17 protein-coding genes and 1 pseudogene are annotated in these 19,496 nt (G+C 35.5%); 4 read left to right on the forward strand and 14 right to left on the reverse strand.

The genetic code is table 11. The features are described from left to right. Nucleotides 1-140 precede the first annotated feature (140 nt). Nucleotides 141-290 (forward strand): hypothetical protein, encoded by a 150-nt coding sequence (locus DWY01_RS00005; protein ID WP_199519800.1) that lies wholly within the window; start codon nt 141-143, stop codon nt 288-290. Between the two features lie 110 nt (nt 291-400). Here the strand turns inward: DWY01_RS00005 and DWY01_RS11460 are convergent, their stop codons facing one another. The 5 genes from DWY01_RS11460 to DWY01_RS00025 all read right to left on the reverse strand — a co-directional run bounded on the left by DWY01_RS11460 (nt 401) and on the right by DWY01_RS00025 (nt 6,682). Next, nucleotides 401-556, reverse strand: coding sequence for a hypothetical protein (locus DWY01_RS11460; RefSeq protein ID WP_158551044.1), 156 nt, complete (start codon nt 554-556; stop codon nt 401-403). A gap of 79 nt (nt 557-635) precedes the next feature. Further along, nucleotides 636-3,356 carry a heavy metal translocating P-type ATPase gene (locus tag DWY01_RS00010; protein ID WP_117992307.1) on the reverse strand — a complete coding sequence of 907 codons (2,721 nt, stop codon included), beginning with the start codon at nt 3,354-3,356 and terminating at the stop codon, nt 636-638. Between the two features lie 9 nt (nt 3,357-3,365). Continuing rightward, nucleotides 3,366-3,659, reverse strand: coding sequence for a metal-sensing transcriptional repressor (locus DWY01_RS00015; protein WP_117992308.1), 294 nt, complete (start codon nt 3,657-3,659; stop codon nt 3,366-3,368). A gap of 463 nt (nt 3,660-4,122) precedes the next feature. After that, entirely contained in the window at nt 4,123-4,836 is a 714-nt protein-coding gene (locus tag DWY01_RS00020; RefSeq protein WP_117992309.1) for a response regulator, read from the reverse strand. Further along, nucleotides 4,829-6,682 carry a DUF4118 domain-containing protein gene (locus DWY01_RS00025; RefSeq protein ID WP_158553615.1) on the reverse strand — a complete coding sequence of 618 codons (1,854 nt, stop codon included), beginning with the start codon at nt 6,680-6,682 and terminating at the stop codon, nt 4,829-4,831. Before DWY01_RS00025 ends, DWY01_RS00020 begins: the two co-directional genes overlap by 8 nt. 132 nt (nt 6,683-6,814) lie before the next feature. Here DWY01_RS00025 and DWY01_RS00030 point away from each other — a divergent pair, with 132 nt between their 5' ends. The 3 genes from DWY01_RS00030 (at nt 6,815) to DWY01_RS00040 (ending at nt 9,419) form a co-directional block, all read left to right on the forward strand. Then, nucleotides 6,815-8,152, forward strand: coding sequence for a TrkH family potassium uptake protein (locus DWY01_RS00030; RefSeq protein WP_117992311.1), 1,338 nt, complete (start codon nt 6,815-6,817; stop codon nt 8,150-8,152). Between the two features lie 12 nt (nt 8,153-8,164). Next, the gene (locus DWY01_RS00035) at nt 8,165-8,812 is read left to right on the forward strand and encodes a TrkA family potassium uptake protein (RefSeq protein ID WP_117992312.1); all 648 of its coding nucleotides are present in this window, start codon (nt 8,165-8,167) and stop codon (nt 8,810-8,812) included. A 253-nt stretch (nt 8,813-9,065) separates the two neighbouring features. After that, nucleotides 9,066-9,419, forward strand: a complete 354-nt coding sequence (locus DWY01_RS00040) for a hypothetical protein (protein WP_117992313.1) — start codon at nt 9,066-9,068, stop codon at nt 9,417-9,419. Nucleotides 9,420-9,702: 283 nt separating this feature from the next. Here the strand turns inward: DWY01_RS00040 and DWY01_RS00045 are convergent, their stop codons facing one another. From DWY01_RS00045 to DWY01_RS00085, 9 genes and pseudogenes are all read right to left on the reverse strand, one after another. Further along, complete coding sequence (locus DWY01_RS00045) at nt 9,703-10,935, reverse strand: ATP-binding protein (protein ID WP_117992314.1); 1,233 nt, start codon at nt 10,933-10,935, stop codon at nt 9,703-9,705. Nucleotides 10,936-11,116: 181 nt separating this feature from the next. Further along, nucleotides 11,117-12,133 carry an alpha-hydroxy-acid oxidizing protein gene (locus tag DWY01_RS00050; RefSeq protein WP_117992315.1) on the reverse strand — a complete coding sequence of 339 codons (1,017 nt, stop codon included), beginning with the start codon at nt 12,131-12,133 and terminating at the stop codon, nt 11,117-11,119. A gap of 34 nt (nt 12,134-12,167) precedes the next feature. Beyond that, nucleotides 12,168-13,211 carry an ethanolamine utilization protein EutH gene (gene eutH / locus DWY01_RS00055; protein ID WP_117992316.1) on the reverse strand — a complete coding sequence of 348 codons (1,044 nt, stop codon included), beginning with the start codon at nt 13,209-13,211 and terminating at the stop codon, nt 12,168-12,170. Between the two features lie 49 nt (nt 13,212-13,260). Then, entirely contained in the window at nt 13,261-15,147 is a 1,887-nt protein-coding gene (locus DWY01_RS00060) for an extracellular solute-binding protein (protein ID WP_117992317.1), read from the reverse strand. A 2-nt stretch (nt 15,148-15,149) separates the two neighbouring features. Next, nucleotides 15,150-15,977: an ABC transporter permease gene (locus tag DWY01_RS00065; protein WP_117992318.1), complete on the reverse strand. Its 828-nt coding sequence runs from the start codon at nt 15,975-15,977 to the stop codon at nt 15,150-15,152. A 513-nt stretch (nt 15,978-16,490) separates the two neighbouring features. Further along, a pseudogene (locus tag DWY01_RS11735) lies at nt 16,491-17,564 on the reverse strand (ABC transporter ATP-binding protein); the annotation flags it as partial. Nucleotides 17,565-17,583: 19 nt separating this feature from the next. Continuing rightward, nucleotides 17,584-18,117: a helix-turn-helix domain-containing protein gene (locus tag DWY01_RS00075; RefSeq protein ID WP_117992320.1), complete on the reverse strand. Its 534-nt coding sequence runs from the start codon at nt 18,115-18,117 to the stop codon at nt 17,584-17,586. 130 nt (nt 18,118-18,247) lie between these two features. Then, nucleotides 18,248-18,838 carry a hypothetical protein gene (locus DWY01_RS00080; protein WP_117992321.1) on the reverse strand — a complete coding sequence of 197 codons (591 nt, stop codon included), beginning with the start codon at nt 18,836-18,838 and terminating at the stop codon, nt 18,248-18,250. Between the two features lie 11 nt (nt 18,839-18,849). Beyond that, entirely contained in the window at nt 18,850-19,467 is a 618-nt protein-coding gene (locus DWY01_RS00085) for a flavodoxin family protein (protein ID WP_117992322.1), read from the reverse strand. Nucleotides 19,468-19,496 lie beyond the last annotated feature (29 nt).

The raw sequence follows: 19,496 nt of genomic DNA on the forward strand, positions 1-19,496 counted from the left end.
ACCTTGAATAAAGGCTTTCTAGCACTTTTTACTTTTTCAACTGTCAAACTCGGGATAATTTTATGATATGCAACTATAATTTTAAAATTATTTTATTATGGTTTTATTATACTAGTAAAATAAAATAATCTTACCTATACATGAACAACTTCATTTGTACAATCTTTAAAGGAAAACAAACCCTATTAGAACATGAATCCGCCAAATGGCTATCTAAAGAAACTTTAGATTTAGTAGACTGGCTACCTGCAGATTTAGGATTAATAGCTAAATTAAAGAAAATATTATAATCCCATACAACATTTTATTCATACTAAAAACATCTATTTTTACTTTATATAATGCATATACAGCAATTTTCATACAATCCAACTGTCAAAAAAAGAATAGCTCAAACGAACTATCCTTTCTTTGGTTGAATCCAATATATACTTTCTGCGACACGAACCTTCAAGCCATCCATTATCATTTCTTTTTGTTGAAAGTTAGCCAAAACATTCAAACGATTCCAGAAAGTCCTTTCGCAAGTGGATTTCCCATCAATAAAACATTCCATTTTGCGTCTCCCTCGAGGACTATCATAGAATATTCTGAATCCGCTTACAAGTCTTGATTTTTTTTATTTTTATGATTCCTTATTTTACTGAAACAACTGTATATCCAGCATTTGTAACGGCATCAATCAACGTTTGATCTGTAACGTTTTCTGTACAATTTAATGTAGCTGTTTTTTCATCTAAACTAACCACTACATCACTGACACCCTCAATCTTACTTAGGGCATCCTTTACGTGTGCCACACAATGCATGCACATCATACCATCTACTGTTACTACTTTTTTCATTTTCTTTTCCTCCTTATATTCAACGGGAATATAACCCGCATCTTTAACCGCTTGCTTTAAAGCAACTTCATTAACACTTTGCACATGATCAATATCAGCTTTACCCAAGTTATAATCCACATGCACCTCTCTTACATTTGGAACTTTCTTTAAAGCATTCTCAACCAACCATGCACAATGACCACAAGACATACCATCAATATGCATTGTATACGATTCTAATTCTTCACTTTGAATGTTTGGCTTAAAGAAACGTAGTCTTAATGCGTTTGTGACAACACAAACACTACTCAAAGACATACACGCCGAACCAATCATTGGTGATAATCGAAGTCCAAATGCCGGATACAATAATCCTGCCGCAACTGGAATACCTAGAATGTTGTAGAAGAAAGCCCAGAATAGATTCATCTTAATATTCTTGATGACATCACTTGATAAATCAATGGCTGTAACGACATCTAACAAAGAACTCTTCATTAAAATGACATCTGCACTATCTAACGCAATATCCGTTCCGGCTCCAATTGCTACACCAATATCGGCACGCATTAAGGCAGGCGCATCATTGATACCATCACCCACCATCATAACCTTCTTACCTTGTTCTTGAAGCTTACGAATCACACTCTCTTTATCTTGCGGCAATACATCACTAATCACTTCATCCACACTTAAAGATTTACCAATCGCATTAGCCGTCTTTTGATTATCCCCCGTCAACATAACCACATGCATATTCTTCTTTTTAAACTGCTCTAAAGCAGTCTTGCTTGTAGAACGAACTGTATCTGCCACACTGACTAGTCCAATAACCTTGTTATCTTCGGCAAACAATAGTGGTGTCTGACCTATACTTGCATAGATATCTAAATCTGACAAGACTGTTTGATTCAGCTCGATACCATTCTCTTCAAACAATCTTTTATTACCTGCCAAATACGTATGGCCATTTAGCCTTGCCTGGATACCCCTACCAGAAATATTTGTGAAGTTTTCCGGTTGTTGAAGCTTACTATTTTTATCTTTTGCATACTCTACAATGGCCTGGCCTAAAGGATGTAAAGAACCACTCTCTAAGCTAGCCGTAATCGAAATAAAATCGTTTACACTTGTATTTGTATATAGCTTAATGCCTTGCACACTAGGCTTACCCGAAGTAATCGTACCCGTCTTATCCAATACAATCGTATCAATCGAATGTAACTGTTCTAAAATCGCAGCTGACTTAATTAAAATACCATTCTCAGCAGCCTTACCCGTACCTACCATAATCGCAACAGGTGTCGCTAAACCTAAAGCACAAGGACAAGAAATAACTAATACACTAATCGCATTGGACAAGGCAAACTGAATAGTTTGACCACTAATCAGCCATGCAATTCCTGTAATAACAGCTATTATAATAACAACCGGAACAAATACACCGCTCACTTTATCAGCCAATCTTGCGATTGGTGCTTTTGAATTTCCTGCATCATCCACCAATTGAATGATTTTCGCTAACGTAGTATCTTGACCTACCTTTTCAGCTTCAAACTGAAATGTACCATTCTCATTCATTGTCGCTGAGATAACAGAATCCCCTATATTCTTTTCCACAGGAAGACTCTCACCTGTAATAGCCGACTGATCCACATAACCCGTACCCGAAATCACTCTTCCATCTACAGGAATTCTTTGTCCCGGACGAATCAAGACAATATCATGTTTTTGAATACTTTCACTTGATACAACAACCTCTTTACCATCCTTTAAGATTGTTGCATTCTTCGGAGCCAAATCCACCAATTTATCTAAGGCATCACTCGTTTTCGCCTTGGATCTAGACTCTAAATACTTTCCAACACTGACCAAAGTCACAATTGTTGCAGCAGATTCAAAGTATAAAGAATGCATAGCCATATGTGCCATTTCCATATTTTGCACACCAAAATAATAGGCCATCTGATAAATACCAACTAAACCATACACAAAGCTTGCCCCCGAACCTATCGCAACTAAAGAATCCATATTGGGTGCTCTTTTTATCAAAGCCTTAAAGCCTGTAATAAAGAAATGTCGTTGAATAAACAAAATAAACAAACATAGAATCAACTGTGTTAAAGCTGAAACCATCATCCATTCCATACCCTCTAGAATAGGAAGTCCAACCATGGGTCCCATCGCAATCAACAGTAACGGAATCAATAACACTAAACTTAAAATCAATCTTTGTTTGGCATTTTTTTGATCCAATTCCACTCGATTCTGTCGATCCTGCCATTCCTTACGAAAACCAGCCTGCTCACTTTGACTAGCTCCATGTACGCTTGCTCCATAACCAATTTGATTCACCGCATCACAAATTGTCTGTTCATTCACTTTATCTTTATCAAATTCAACCTTCATCGAATTAGACAATAATGAAACATCACAACTTGTAACACCATCCAGCTTACTCACTGCTCGAGTTACATTGGCTTGACAAGCCGCACAGGTCATACCTGTCACATCAAATTTCTCTTCCATTAAAACCACCTACTTTAACTTCTTTACTAAATCCATAACCTCACTCATGATTTCTGCATTTCCATTCTGTACATCCTCAACAACACACGTATTCAAGTGTTCTTGCAAAACAATATATCCAAATGCCTGCAGAGCACTTTCTACCGCTGCTACCTGCACTAAGATATCGCCACAATAACGATTCTCCTTCAACATATTCTCAATTCCATTGAGTTGTCCAACCATACGATGAAGACGATTCGATAATTGCTTAATTTCCTGTTCACTTCTAGGTTGATGCTTTTTATGACAACACGCACTCATTGACCTCACCTCGAAATAATAATATACCCCCTATAGGTATATTTCAAGTGATATGATTTGTGGCATAATAAAAGAAAGGAAATAAGCATATGAAATATAATTATTACGTGTACCTGCCAAGAATTGGAACGGTTCTTGTGATGTTTTTAACGTGCTGTGCACTCTTCTCAAAAGAAATATTTTTCAATATAATCTATCTGATTTTTGTCGTGCTCTTTAGCCAAGTTTTATTTATATATGAAAAAAGACTATTAAAAAACAATGAACCACAATACGAAAAAATAAGTTTTCGCGATTCATTGTTGATGTATCCGATTCTATTAAAAATTGAACTATTCCTATTTGCGATTGTCAGCCTCTTTAGTGTACTGATTCTTCTATGCATCAATAAAACCATTATGGCATTGATCACATTTGGAGTTATCACAATTATTATTTCACTCTATCTAAACATGCGAAGACACTAGTCTTCCTTTTTTTCTGCCTGACGCAACATACGATATCCAACACCCACATGCGTCTGAATATATTTCGGATTCGAAGTATCCGGCTCAATCTTTTTACGTAAAGTTGCCATAAACACTCTTAAGCTTGGGGTCTCTGTACCCTGAACACTGCCCCATACTTCTTGCATGATATAATTATGTGTCAACACCTTATCTGTATTCTTTGCCAAAACACATAATAATTTGTATTCAATAGGTGTTAAGTGAATCTCACGTCCATTCTCATATACACAGCCTTGGGCATAATTGATTGTAAGATTTCCATTCTCATAAACACTCTTATTGACACTTGTGGTCTGGCTATTATTTAATCGACGAATCGTTACACGAAGTCTAGCTAACAATTCATCAACTGAAAAAGGTTTTGTCAAATAATCATCAGCACCAAGATCAAGAGCCTTTACCTTATCTTGATCTTCACTTCTTGCCGAAACCACAATAATTGGAATATTAGACCATGAACGAACCTTTTGAATCACTTCCAATCCATCCATATCTGGCAATCCTAAATCAAGAAGCATAATATCTGGATTGTAAGAAAGGACACTCATAATGCCTTGTTTAGCCGTCTTCGCCAAGCGAAACTGATAATTTTCCATTTCCAAAGTTGTCGTAATTAAATTTCCTACCGCAACATCATCTTCAATTACCAATATCTGAACTTTATTCATACAATTTCACCTCTACTGCTTCCAACAAGAATTTAAAACAAGCTCCATGCGGATTTACATTCTCTACCCATATTTGTCCACCATGCGCTAAGACTATCGACTTACACAAAGATAAACCTAGACCCATACCTCGTCTTGTATCTCCACTATGATTATTCTCCGTATAAAACATTTCAAACAATTGATCTGGATGTAAGACACCGTTTCCATCATCTTGGACCTCAATTAATATCTTATCTTTCATTCGCTCTGCACTTAAAGTAATATGCGAATTTTCTGGCGTATATTTGATCGCATTATTCATTAAATTGACTAAAACCTGAATAATTAAGCGCGCATCCATATTCGCCATCAACAAATCATCCTCTAGATGCATACTGATATGATGCTTACGTTTATTACGTCCCAAATGATGAATGGCCTCTCTAAAAATATCCTCAATCATTTCTGGCTGTTGATTTAACTGCATCGTTCCATTTTCAATACGTGTTATAAACAATAAATTTTCAACTAAATCATACAACCACATCGCATCATTATAAATATCTTGATATAATTCTTTCCTTTTTTCCGATGAGAACGCATTCTCATTTTCCATTAATAAACCTGCATTTCCAGAAATAGATGTCAATGGTGTTCTTAAATCATGTGAAATCATTCTTAATAAATCTGCACGTAAAGCTTCCTGTTTGGCTTGCTGCTCAATCTTTAGATTTTCTAAACGAATCATTTCCTTCTCTAAAGCCATACCACACTCATCTAATATCGCAATCCAAAGATTCTTTTCAAACTGATCGATCTTATCCTTTAACACAATACCCACAACACCCAAGACATCATGCATTCCATTAATAGGTAAATATAAACACATAGAATCTCCATGATAGCTTGTTGTTTTTCCAGCCTCCTGCTTATTTTCATATACCCAAGCCACTATATTTGTCTCGATAGGACACTGCCCTAATAAAATAGGTTCATCATTGTGCGGATATAATATTAAATCTGTATCTAACAACTTATGAAGTTGCTTCAACATGGAAACATAAATTGCGTTCATATCATTGGCCTTCTGCAGCATTTGCGACATCTCCAACAACACCTGTGTACGATAGACCTGTTTTGCATTTTCAAAAGATTGCTTCTTCACACGCATCGTTAATGTACTTGAGGATAAAGCCACTACAAACATAACAATATACGTTGTGATATAGCTTGGATCACTCAACAAAGAAAAGTAGGGGTGTGTAAAGAAAAAATTAAAACAAAGTACAGAAAATAAAGAAGCTAATAAGCTATAGATATATCCACTTGTCCAAATAGATACAATCACAATACCTAAAATATAAACCATAATGGACGTAGTAATCATAAACTGAAAGTGCATAAACATCTTACTGATCAATGTACAAACAACTAAAACGAATAATGTCTTGATTGTGTCCCTTACAGAAAAAGTAAAACGGCTCAAATCAAGATGGAAAATACGATGATAATCCTGGGGGTAATTCACAGAATAAATGTCAATATCATCTAATTTAGAAAATGCCTGCTTTGCAAGACTCTTTTCTAAAACCACACAGTTTACCTGAGATACATGAACATATTCTACAAGCTGACGAATAGGATCTTGTCCATAAAGGATTGTAACCTTGGCCCCTTTATCCTCGGCATATTTAATATTTTGTTGCAGCTGACGCTTCGAAGCCACACTCAAATTTTCATATTTAGCTGTCTGCACAAAAACAGCACTCATAGATGCATGATTTAACTTTGCGATTTGAGCTCCCCTTTCAATTACTCTAGAATTATATTGGGAAGCCGACAAATAAATTAATACATTAGCCATAAGGCTAGTATAACACATGCATATAAAGAATCATCCATCTTAACATTGTCTTAACATAGTGTTAAAATACTTTATGAAATCTTAACATAGTCTAGTGTAGAATGTTTTAAGATATAAGGATAGGAGCTAATTATGTTTAAAAAACGTATAAATCGCATCACACCTGGACAAATGATCATCCTCAGTTTTGCGACTATGATATTCATAGGTGCCTGCTTACTCATGCTTCCATTCTCTACAAACAATGGAAAGGGCGCCCCTTTTTTAGATGCTTTATTTACTTCAACTAGTGCTTCATGCGTTACTGGATTAATCATGCATGACACTTCACAATACTGGTCTCCATTTGGACAGTTCGTCATTTTAGCATTGATTCAAATCGGAGGTATGGGTGTTATCACAATGGCCATTCTGCTTTCTGTATTGGGAGGTAAAAAAATCGGCTTTAAACAAAGATATTTTATGCAACAATCCATTTCGGCACCAAAACTAGGTGGAATCATTCGAAATACAAAATGGATTCTAAAAGCAACGTTATTTGTCGAAGCATTCGGTGCTATTCTATTAAGCCTACGCTTCTTACCTCGCTTTGGACTGGTCAAAGGTTTATGGTATTCCATATTCCATTCGATTTCTGCCTTTTGTAACGCAGGCTTTGATTTAATGGGCACAAAACAAGCGTATTCATCTCTAACTGGATACGCAAATGACATCTTAGTATCCAACGTCATTGCCGCTCTTATCGTACTTGGTGGTCTAGGCTTCTTTGTTTGGAAAGATATTGTTCAACACAAGTATCATTTACATAAATATTCTTTACACTCTAAAGTTGTATTATTTACCACAGTCATTTTATTAGTATTAAGCACAATCTATTTTTATATCAATGATTTCAGCCATTGGAACATGAGCCTAGCTAATCAAATCAATGTTTCTATTTTTCAAGCCGTATCCCCAAGAACAGCCGGCTTTAATACCATTGATTTAAATCAAATGACACAAAGCAGCATATTATTTATGACCATTTTAATGTTAATTGGAGGAAGCCCACAGGGTACTGCCGGTGGTTTTAAAACAACTACACTTGCCGTATTGATATTAAGTATTCGTGCTGTATTCAATCATAAACAAAACCCACAATGTTTCGGAAGAAGAATTTCCATGGAAACATTAAATAATGCAACAGCTCTATTTATGTTGTTTATGGTTCTATTTGTCACTGGCGCTCTATTAATTTCAGCCTTTGATCAATTACCCATTCTTGACGCCCTATTTGAAGCGGCATCCGCCATTGGCACAGTCGGATTGACATTAGGTATTACACCAACTCTATCAACTGCTTCTCATTGTATTTTGATTTTTTTGATGTTCTTTGGAAGAGTCGGCGGCTTAACACTACTTCTCGCCATCTCTAAACATCAGGTTATCGCAAACGCAAATCTACCACAAGAAAATATCACAATTGGATAACAGGAGGAAAATATGAAATCTGTATTAATTATTGGGATGGGACGTTTTGGACGTCACATGGCACAAAAGCTATATGATTTAGGCCATGATGTTTTAGCCATTGATAAAAATGAAGCTAAAATCAATAAAGTTCTTTCTTATGTCACTAACGCACAAATTGGAGATTCTACCGATGATACCTTCATTGACTCTTTAGGTGTATCTAACTTTGATCTATGCGTCGTTGCGATTGGAGATGATTTTCAAAGCTCACTTGAAACAACCGCACTATTAAAGGATTATGGTGCTAAGCTAGTGGTTGCCAGAGCTGTACGCGATGTACATGCTAAATTCTTATTGCGTAATGGAGCAGATGAAGTTGTATATCCCGAAAAACAAATTGGTAACTGGGCTGCCGTACGTTTCTCAAGTGAAAACATCTTTGACTACGTACAGTTAACACCAGAATATTCTATTTATGAAATTGCCGTACCAACCGCATGGATTGGTAAATCTATGTTAGAACTGGATATTCGAAGAAAATACCACATCAACATTCTAGCCACAAAAATCAACGGAATTCTAGACCCTCTTCCTAGTGCTGAACATACTTTCCAGGAATCCGAAAACATTCTAATTCTTGCCCAGAATTCAGACGTTCAAAAATTCCTTCGTTTTTAATGAAATCTTAACATGACGCCTCATTCTTTAACACCGTTTGTACACAGAAAATTCTACAATAAAGGTGTAAGAAAGAGGCGATTATTTATGTTAGGAATTTTATCAATAGGATCCGTAATCTACATTTCTTTCTTAGTCCCACGACTTTTAAATCACATCTTAAATATCACTCACCATTAATGTATGCCACGAGCATACCAATTATCCCCATTTCTTTGATACAAATATATTTAGGAAAGGGGATTTTATTATTATGAAAACTTGGAAATTAGTCAGTGGAATCATTTCCATTGTATTAAGTGTATTTGTCGTATTCCAAAGTATGATGGCAGGCCTTGCCAATGCACTAGAAGCCAACGAACAATCCAGTGGAAGTGCTGGACTTGTCGTGAGTATATGCATGCTTTGTGGAGGAATTGTATCCATTGTATCTAGAAAGAACAATTCAAAAGGAACAAATATTACACTTATTATTCTATTTGGCTTAGCTACATTAACAGGCTTTGTACTTGCAGGAAACTATTCTGATCTATACATTTGGTCAGCATGGTGCTTAATCAATGCAGTACTTGCCTTCATCTCATTAAGAAAAGGTATCAGAAATTAAAACTGATACCTTTTAAAATTGATAACTAACACTAACGACTCCTCCCCGCAAAATGGTTTTATATTTTTATGACATGACTATTCTTCTATGATTTCGAATAAATCAGGCGGGTACAAATAATCATCATCTGAATCGTCGACTATACGATACCAATTTTTCTCTACTGATAAAACTTTATAAATTGCTCCTTCTGTCAAATCTATATCATCTAGATGCGCAATATATCTAACCACCCCATGACCTTAAATCAAACCTTTCAAACATTTTGGCATTAAACAGTTAATCACAATAAATCCTTTGTTTTTCGAACCAAGTATAACGGAAGATTTGTAAAGCCACCATCCTTACGATACCCACGCTTAGAAAAACGATATGCATGTTGAGGTGCATTATTTGCGACATATGTCTTAAAAGAATTGGCAGATCTATCCTCACTACCCTTTACTTCAATCGGAATAATTTCCATTTTATTTTGAACCACAAAATCAATCTCACCATTTTTATCCGAATAATATCTAGGTTCAACTTCAAATTGGCCTTGAAGTTGTTGTAAAACATAGTTTTCTGTCAACAATCCTTTAAATTGATAATCTGTTCTCAATAATATCGCACTATTATCCACGCCCGACATTTGTTTAAGAAGTCCTGTATCAAACACAAACAGTTTAAACTGATTCAATTTATCAAAAACAGATAATGGATGTTCCATCTTAGATACATTATATACACGATTCAACATACCAGCTGACACAAGCCATTCGATTGCTTCTTCAAAATCTCTAGCTCTAGCTCCTTTACGAACAGCACCATACATAAACTTCTCGTTGGGTTTCGCAAGTTGAGAAACAATACTTCTGAATACCATCAAAATACGTCCACTATTCACTTTTCCATTATGCTTAGAAAAGTCATTTTCATAAACCTCAATCAATTCTTTTTGTATCTTGGATACCATGGCAGGATCTTTATACTTGATCCATGAAGATACACATTCAAGCATACCACCAATAATAAGATAATAATTATAAGCATCTAATAAACGTTGATGGAAAATTTGTTCAATAACTTGTTCTTTTTGAATACTCTCATAATATGCATATAACCCAGAATCTATCGCATTTAAAAACTCATCAAACGTCAACGGATAAATATCTAAAAGATTAACCATACCTACAGGATATGATTTTTGCTTAGCCAATAATGTGCCTAAAAGACTACCTGCCGTTATCACATGATATTCATTCGCTTTTTCTTTAAAATATTTAAGCGTATTTAATGCTTCAGGACACTCCTGAATTTCATCAAATATAATCAAAGTTTTTTCAGGTTCAATTTTTTCATCACTGATCATAGAAAGAAGTTCGATAATACGATTTGGATTTTTATTAGTTTCAAAAATAGATTTTAGTTCATCCTCCTCATCAAAGTTAAAATAAACATAATTATCATAATAATTCTGACCAAATTCTTTCATCAACCAAGTCTTACCAACCTGTCTTGCTCCTCTTAATACCATAGGTTTTCTCTCAGGACTATTTTTCCATTGTCAGGACTATTTTTCCATTGAACTAGCTTTAAAATCGCATTCCGCTTCATGAAACCACCTCTTAAATTTAAGTTAACACATTTTTCTGTGATTTTAGGTACCTTTTTTACACATTTTTCCTCTGCATCAAAAAAGACAGCATTTAAGCTGCCTATCTTACCATATCACGAGTAATGTCTTTTAAACTCTTAGCCCCACACATCTCCATTGTATCTTGAAGTTCACTACCAAGTTTATCCACTAAGACTTGAATACCTTCTTCTTTTGCTCCATAAATCGCATTCACAAATGGACGAGCCACAATAACGGCATCGGCACCTAATGCCAAAGCCTTAAAGATATCAACACCATTGCGAAGTCCTCCATCGACAAAGATCTTCATACTGCCATCTACAGCTTTTACAATTTCTTCTAATACTTCCGCTGTTGCCGGACATTGATCTTGGACACGACCACCATGATTTGAAACCACGATTGCACTTGCTCCTGCTTCTTTTGCCTTTAAAGCCCCCTTAACCGTCATAACACCCTTCACAATAAATGGTACAGGTGTATTCGAAATAATTTCTTTTAACTGCTCTGTATTCATTCTTCCTGCAGGAGGTATACACCCCTTTAAGAAAGGAAGACCCGCTGCATCTACATCCATCGCAATCGCAAACGCATGACTATCAATAGCCAAGTTTAATTTTTCCAAATATGTCTCTAAGCTCCATGGCTTAACAGTTGGAATACCATGCCCATGATTTTCTTTAATAATACGCGTCGCATTGATCATAATACTTGGATCCTTGCCATCTCCTGTAAATGCACAAATACCCGCATCCATACATCCTTTAACTAAGACATCATTATAACTTGTATCATTAAATGCATCGGAATAGTGCATCGAAACCGCTCCAACTGGACCTGCAAAAATTGGATATTTAAATGTTTTTCCAAACAACTCTAATTCTGTACTCACAGGTTCATTATCTGTAATTGTATCCATATTCACACGAATATTTTTCCACGCATCATAGTTACGCATCGCAACATCTCCAATACCCTTAGCGCCAGGTCCTGGTACAGTGTTACGACAAGCTTTTCCATCACAAACAGGGCAAGACTTACAAAGCTTTGTTCCCATAACATCACGACTTTTTTCCATCAATTCCTTATAATTCATCTCAAATTCCTCCACTTGTTTATTCTAAAATAAGTTATATACAATTTCCAGTTTTCTTTTCCCAAAGATTCGCTATCAATAAGCCAAGCATTCCCGCCACTAATTTTACAACTACAAACCAAGTCACACTATTAGGGTTGACACTGGCAATAAAGCCTAACTGCCCTCCAAACACAAAAGCTCCACTCAACGAAAAGACAGCATTTAAAATCTTACCTTTTCTATTCATCTTTCCAAATAACGGCAACATCGCAATGCTTGTCCCAAAAGACAGAATAATTCCCATTACTGAATATTTATCAATATTTAATATTTGTCCAATTCTTTCAATCTGACTCGAAAACTTTCTTAATATAATCTCACAAAACACCAAAGAACCACACACAATAATGCTCATCTGAAATACAATGCGTAAAGCATCATTGATCAATGTTGCGTTTGTGAAGTTCATATTGAAAAAGAATGTTAGACATACTAAGAAAAAGAAAATATATCCGAGTATTTGTACGAGCTTAGAAAATAATGTCAATACGACAATCAACGTTTGAAAAGAAATAAAGAATAACCCAATCAAGATGGCACAAATAATGATAACCGGTAAAAATGACACAATAAAATTAGGAATCTGTAATACGATTCCTGCAACAATCAATACAGGGAGTAAGCCTAAAATTCCATAGATTATACCTTTTAAGTAGTGATTCAAATCGTCTTTATCAAGCTCATTTAAAAAGATGGGTAATTGAAAGCTAATCAAGCATCCTAAAGTAGACGTTAATAATACGCCACAGAAAATCAAGATATTATCTACATGCGTCATAGACTCTATAATAGAATATCCACCAAGATCTGGTGCCAACAAGCTAGAAATAATCATCTCTTTATTTTCAAAAAGATTGGCATGGCCATTCAAGAATGCGATGGCGATACAATAGAAACCTCCTACGCTCATCATAAAATCACCCATTGTGATAATGCCTCGATCAAACGAACTTGCCAGTCCTAAGCGGTTATTTAACATCTTATCAAGCAGGCCTAAAGCGGCAAAACATAATAATATAAAAATAATTGGATTCATGCCTTCATTCTATTATAAGAATTAAAAAAAGTCGAAGAAAATTCTTCGACTAATGTGCATTACTTGCTGCAACCTTAACTCGAGACCATAAATCTGCGATAATCTTACGTGTTGCTTCATCATATTGGAATACCTCATCTTTATCGTAACCAGCACGAGGTGTATATGCGTTAATACCATCATAATCTCCACCTTTGCCACCAAGTTCTTCCATAACTTCTTTATTTGGTGAAGTATATCCAACATAACTTGAATTATCCATAGCTGCATCATAGCTTGTAATATAACGAACAAATTCATTCGCAAGCTTAGGATTCTTAGCATTCTTTGGAATAACCATCGCATCTGACCATAGGTTTGTTCCACTCTTTGGCATATAGAATCCCATCTTATCATTTTCTGTCATGACATAAGCTGCATCTCCAGAATAAATCAATCCAAGAGCCTTTCTAGCCTGTGCCATATTATCAATGATTTCATCTGTAACAATTTCTGGATCCATTGTCTGAACACAATTTACTAACCAGTTATATGCCTCATTCAATTCTTCCTCACTTGTTGTATTCATAGAATATCCTAAGGCCTTTAAAGCCATCATAAATGAATCTCTTTCAGAATCATATAAATAGATGTCACCCTTATATTTTTGATCCAAGAAGATATTCCATCCTTCGTTTTCCAAGTCTTCTTCCGATACTTTTGTCTTATCATATACAATACCAACAGTACCCCAGAAATATGGAATTGAATATTCATTCTTTGGATCATAAGGAAGTCCTTTGATTGCATCTGTCAATTCACTCAAGCATTCCTTACGTGTTTCCGGCTCTAATTTTTGCAGCATCTTCTCCTGCATCATTCTTTGAATCATATAATCACTTGGAACTAATACATCATACGCATCCCCATTGGCAACCTTGATATACATCTGTTCATTTGAATCAAAGTTATCCATGATAACCTTAGCCCCTGTTAATTCTTCAAAGCCAGAAATAATATTTTCACCTGTATATTCACCCCAGTTATACACATGTAAAGTCTGTCCTGCATATGGTTGAGAACCCGCTGATCTATTAAGACCAAATAAAGAAGCCACTAAACCAACTACGACAACACCAACAACAGCCCATTTCCAAGGTTTGTTTTGTTTTGAAGGACTTGTCTTTTTACGAATAATAGGCAAGATATTCACAATTGTTAGTGTGATTGTGATCAACAACACGACCAATGTACTAATCGCATTCACACTCGGATTGATACGCTTAGACATTGTATATACCATAATACTCAAGTTTTTAACACCTTGACCCGTTACGAAATATGAAATAACAAAATCGTCAAATGACATAGTAAACGCAATCAAAGCACCCGAAACAATACCCGGCATAATCTGTGGCACAATAACCTTAATTAAAGCTTGCCAAGGAGTCGCCCCTAAATCCATTGCCGCATCAGCTAAGTTTGGATCTAAGGATTTGATTTTTGGCATAATACTTAAAATAACATAGGGAATACAGAAGGCAATGTGTGCCAATAATAATGTCACAAAACCTTTTTCAATTTGGAATGTGATAAATAGAAGCATCAAACCAATTGCGGTTACAATTTCAGGGTTCATAATTGGAAAATCATTGACCTGACTGACAAAAGCACGCAATACTTTTTTTGACTTTGATAAACCAATCGCTGTAATTGTACCAACGATTGTAGAAATTACAGTCGCCAATAAGGCAATCACAATTGTCACATACAAAGATTCCATCATACCGTGATTTTTAAGCATAGCCTCATACCAACATAATGAGAAACCTGTAAAGTGTGTTAATGATTTTGAACTATTGAAAGAGAATACAATCATGAATAAGATTGGTGCATAAAAGAACACCAATAATAAGGCCATGCCTACTTTACCTAATACTTTTTTATCCTTCGACATGTCTATTTCTCCTCCTTATTACGCTCTTCAAGCTTTCTTACAAGCATCATTAGAAGCATCATAATCATCGCCATGATCATTGAGATAGCTGAACCAAAATTCCATTCTCCAACGGTAATGAACTGATTTTCAATCACGTTACCAATTAAGAAGAATTGTCCTCCTCCCAATAATTTAGGAATGAAGAATGAACTTACGGCAGGTAAGAATACAAGTGTAATACCTGAAACAACACCCGGCAATGAAAGTGGGAAAATAACCTTCCAGAATGTCTGAAATTTATTTGCACCTAGATCCTGTGCTGCTTCCAATAAGGATTTATCCATTTTTGTCAAAGCTGTATTGATCTGTAAAATCATGAATGGCAAGAAGTTATATACCATACCAATCAATACGGCAGCTTCTGTATACAATAATTCTGTATGAATTCCAAACAATCCTAATAAACTGCTGATGATTCCATCACTCGATAAAATCCCAATCCATGCATAAGTTCTTACAAGCATATTGATCCATGTTGGAAGTGTAATCGCAAGAACTAGAATTTGTTGAATTTTAGGACTATTTTTCGAAATAAAATACGCAATAGGATATCCAATCAACAAACAAATAATTGTTGTCTTCACGGCAATCCATAGTGAACGCCATAAAATCAATAAGAAATCTTTGTCTGTAAAGAAACGAATATAGTTATCCAATGTAAGCTTAAAATGTACAATACTGTTGCCTTGCTGAATGATTGAATAAAACGCAATCAGCAACATCGGAAGCAACAACATGATACAAGCCCACACAATATAAGGGATTGCTAATTGTTGAAATTTTTTCATCGTCTAAAATCCCATCTTTTCCATGACATGAATATCTTCGGCAAAGAAAGTAAGTCCGACCTCTTTTCCTTCCTCTACATAATCTGTTGTATGAATTTTAAATTCGCGTCCTGTCGTCCAGAAAGTCACCTTATAAACACCTTCCGTAATTGTTTCAGGATCAAAATCATAATCCACATCCAAATCAACAGTTTCATTTTCATCATCCAATTTCCATCCCTGTGCATTAGCCCAAGTCTTTAAATCTGTATCAATTGCCATTGATTCCTTGATTTCATCGACTGTTTTAAAGAAGTTGAACGCAGATACGGCTTCATTTGCCTTTTTATTTTCAACAACTCTTTGATCAACAACCCAAATCTTACGTGTAATTGACGTTTTATTATTTGTAGAGAAAGTAACCGTATATTCTCCTACCTCTTGTTTCAAGTCTGTATCAATATCGTGGATAGAAATAAATTCATCTGTTTCAGGATTCCAAGCCTGTGCATCGGCACGCGCAATGATTTCCTTATCATCGATATCCTTCATATCTTCTAAGTCTAGATAGAAGTCGTTGGCAGAAATCTTTTCTTTTCCATCTTCACTTGTGATCGCATAGTTCTTGTTTACGTGCATATTTACCGTAACATGCGTACCAGGTACAGTTTCTACCATAATTTCATAGTGCACACCCTTAAACAATACACTTTCAACTTCACCTGTCATCTTACCATCTTTTACGTCTACAATATCAATGTCTTCTGGACGAATCACAACATCAACTGGTTCATTTTCTTTATAACCCACGTCTACACAATCAAATGTAATATCATCAAAACGTACTTTCTTATCGCAAATCATACGTGCAGGAATAATATTACTTTCCCCGATGAACTTCGCAACATATTGATTGACTGGCTCATTATAAATATCTTCTGGACTTCCAACCTGCTGAATTTCCCCATCCTTCATGATAACGATCTTATCAGACATTGTTAAGGCTTCTTCCTGATCATGTGTAACGAAAATAAATGTGATTCCAACTTCTTGTTGAATCTTTTTTAATTCATACTGCATCTCTTTACGAAGCTTTAAGTCTAATGCACTCAATGGTTCATCCAACAATAACACACTTGGCTCATTCACTAAGGCACGCGCAATCGCAACACGCTGCTGCTGACCACCAGACAATAAAGTAACATCTTTATTTTCAAAGCCTTCAAGCCCAATCAACTTCAACATCTTCATGACCTTCTGATCAATGACGTCCTTACTCATCTTTTTAATTTTTAATCCAAACGCAATGTTGTCATACACATTCATATGTGGAAATAATGCATACTTTTGAAAAACTGTATTCAATTCACGTTTATAGGCAGGCACCTCACAGATATCTTCTCCATTTAAGATAACTTGTCCTTCACTCGGTTCTAGAAAACCACCCAAAATACGTAATAACGTCGTTTTTCCACATCCACTAGGTCCTAGTAATGTGACAAACTCATTTTCATATATATCTAAATCAATACCCTTTAATACAACTTGTCCATCAAATTCTTTTACAATGTGACGAAATTGAATTAACTTTTTCTTTTCTTGTTCCATTTTGCTCTCTCCTCATGATTTAAAATACAGGCGGTGTAGAAACCCATAATATTTTGGCCTCTGCACTCGAAACATTCTCTAAATAATGCCCTTCCTTACCTGTTATATAGAAGGTTTCTTTTGATTTGACTTTTAGCCTTTTATTACCAACAACCAAAACAACACTTCCCTTTAAAACATAGCCAAACTCCTCACCCTCATGAGCCTTGACTTGTGCGGATTTAGCACCAGGTTTTAAAGTCAACAAAATAGGTTCCATCTGATTCTTTTGTGCATTTGGAATAATATATTCCGTTATATAGTCTTCTTGTTCATTCACAAAGAAATCCTGCACATGAAAAACAATTTGTTCTTCCTTACTTGACTGAAAGAAATCAGCTAAATTGGTTCCTAGAGCCTCTAATATATTTTCTAATGCCGAAATATTGGGACTCGTTAAATCTCGTTCTAATTGCGATAAAAAGCCTTTCGTCAATTCGCTACGATTCGCAAGTTCTTCCAAGGTCAACCCATTCTGGGTTCGAAGCTCTTTTAGTTTTTTGCCTATCTTCATCCAATCACCCCATTTGTTTTTTATACTAAACTTTTTGTTTCATTAAAAGAACAAATCTATTATATAGGAAACCTATAATTATGCAAGAAAAAAAGAGCATTTTTTATGCTCCATTTGTAAAATATTTTTATCATGCTTGTGTCGAATTATCCATCTGAATATTTTTGATTACTTCTGTTAAATCAGCTTCATTGATTGCTCCATCATAGAAATCATTCAACGTTTCAATCAAACCCTTATCATCTGGTAGAACCGTTTCAAATACTTCCTTCATATGTTGAGCTTCTTGATCAGACCCGGCAAATCTTACTGTCGCATGAATCAATGAAGTGTAAATGACATTCACCAACATCAAATGATACTTGTTGTTGTAGCCTTCATTACGATTATCAATCACTGTGTGCTCATCAATTAGAGCTGTACCTTGATATTGAGCTAGAGTAGGAAACTCCAAATAAAGCCCACGAACCATTTTGTACGTCATTAGCTTCAAGGCGTATACACACGCAAACTGTTCTAAATCACCTAACATATGTAAACGATTCTCGCTATCACAAACTTTTTTAAAGTTAATATCTAGTAGCCTTGAGATCACATCGCTTACACATTCAAGATTGGTTTTACACACCACTTCCTGACGACCATCTAAATCGGTTGTGATGACAAACAAATCGCCTTCTCGATCATAAAATATATTATCTGGATGTCTTAAATTTACCATTCAATCACCTTTTAACGAATAAAATTCGTACCCTTTCTCACTTCTTTTTCAGGTAAGCCATACGTTTCTTTACCTAAGGCAATACTCTTCATTAAAAACGTCATATTACGAGCTAAAGCACGCATTGTTTGTTTACCCTCTTCATCTTGATCAGCTTCTGATGCATTATTTCCATGAATCGAATTCCAATATTGACTGGATACAACTGGCATACCACTAATTGTAAAGTATTTATTTAATTCATCAAAAGTAGCACTTGCTCCACCACGACGGCAAGATACAACGCTTGCGCCAACTTTCATCGTCTTATCAAAACGAGTACTATAGAATAAACGATCTAATACCGCAATCAATGTGGCGTTTGCACTGGCATAATACACTGGACTTGATACAACCAAGCCATCTGCCTCTTCAAATTTAGGTGCAATCTCATTGACAATATCATCAAATATACATTTACCTAACTTAGCACATGCTCCACAAGCTGCACAACCTCGAACAGCTACATTTCCCACTTGTACAATTTCAGTTTCAACGCCATTTTCTTTAAACACAGCTTCCATTTCGCGTAAAGCCAAATCATTTACACCACTTGAATGTGGACTTCCATTTAACATTAAGACTTTCATTATTTTTCCTCCGAAAAACTCTATCTCTA

The organism is Eubacterium sp. AF22-8LB, assembly GCF_003458715.1.
Taxonomy (GTDB): domain Bacteria; phylum Bacillota_I; class Bacilli_A; order Erysipelotrichales; family Erysipelotrichaceae; genus Holdemanella.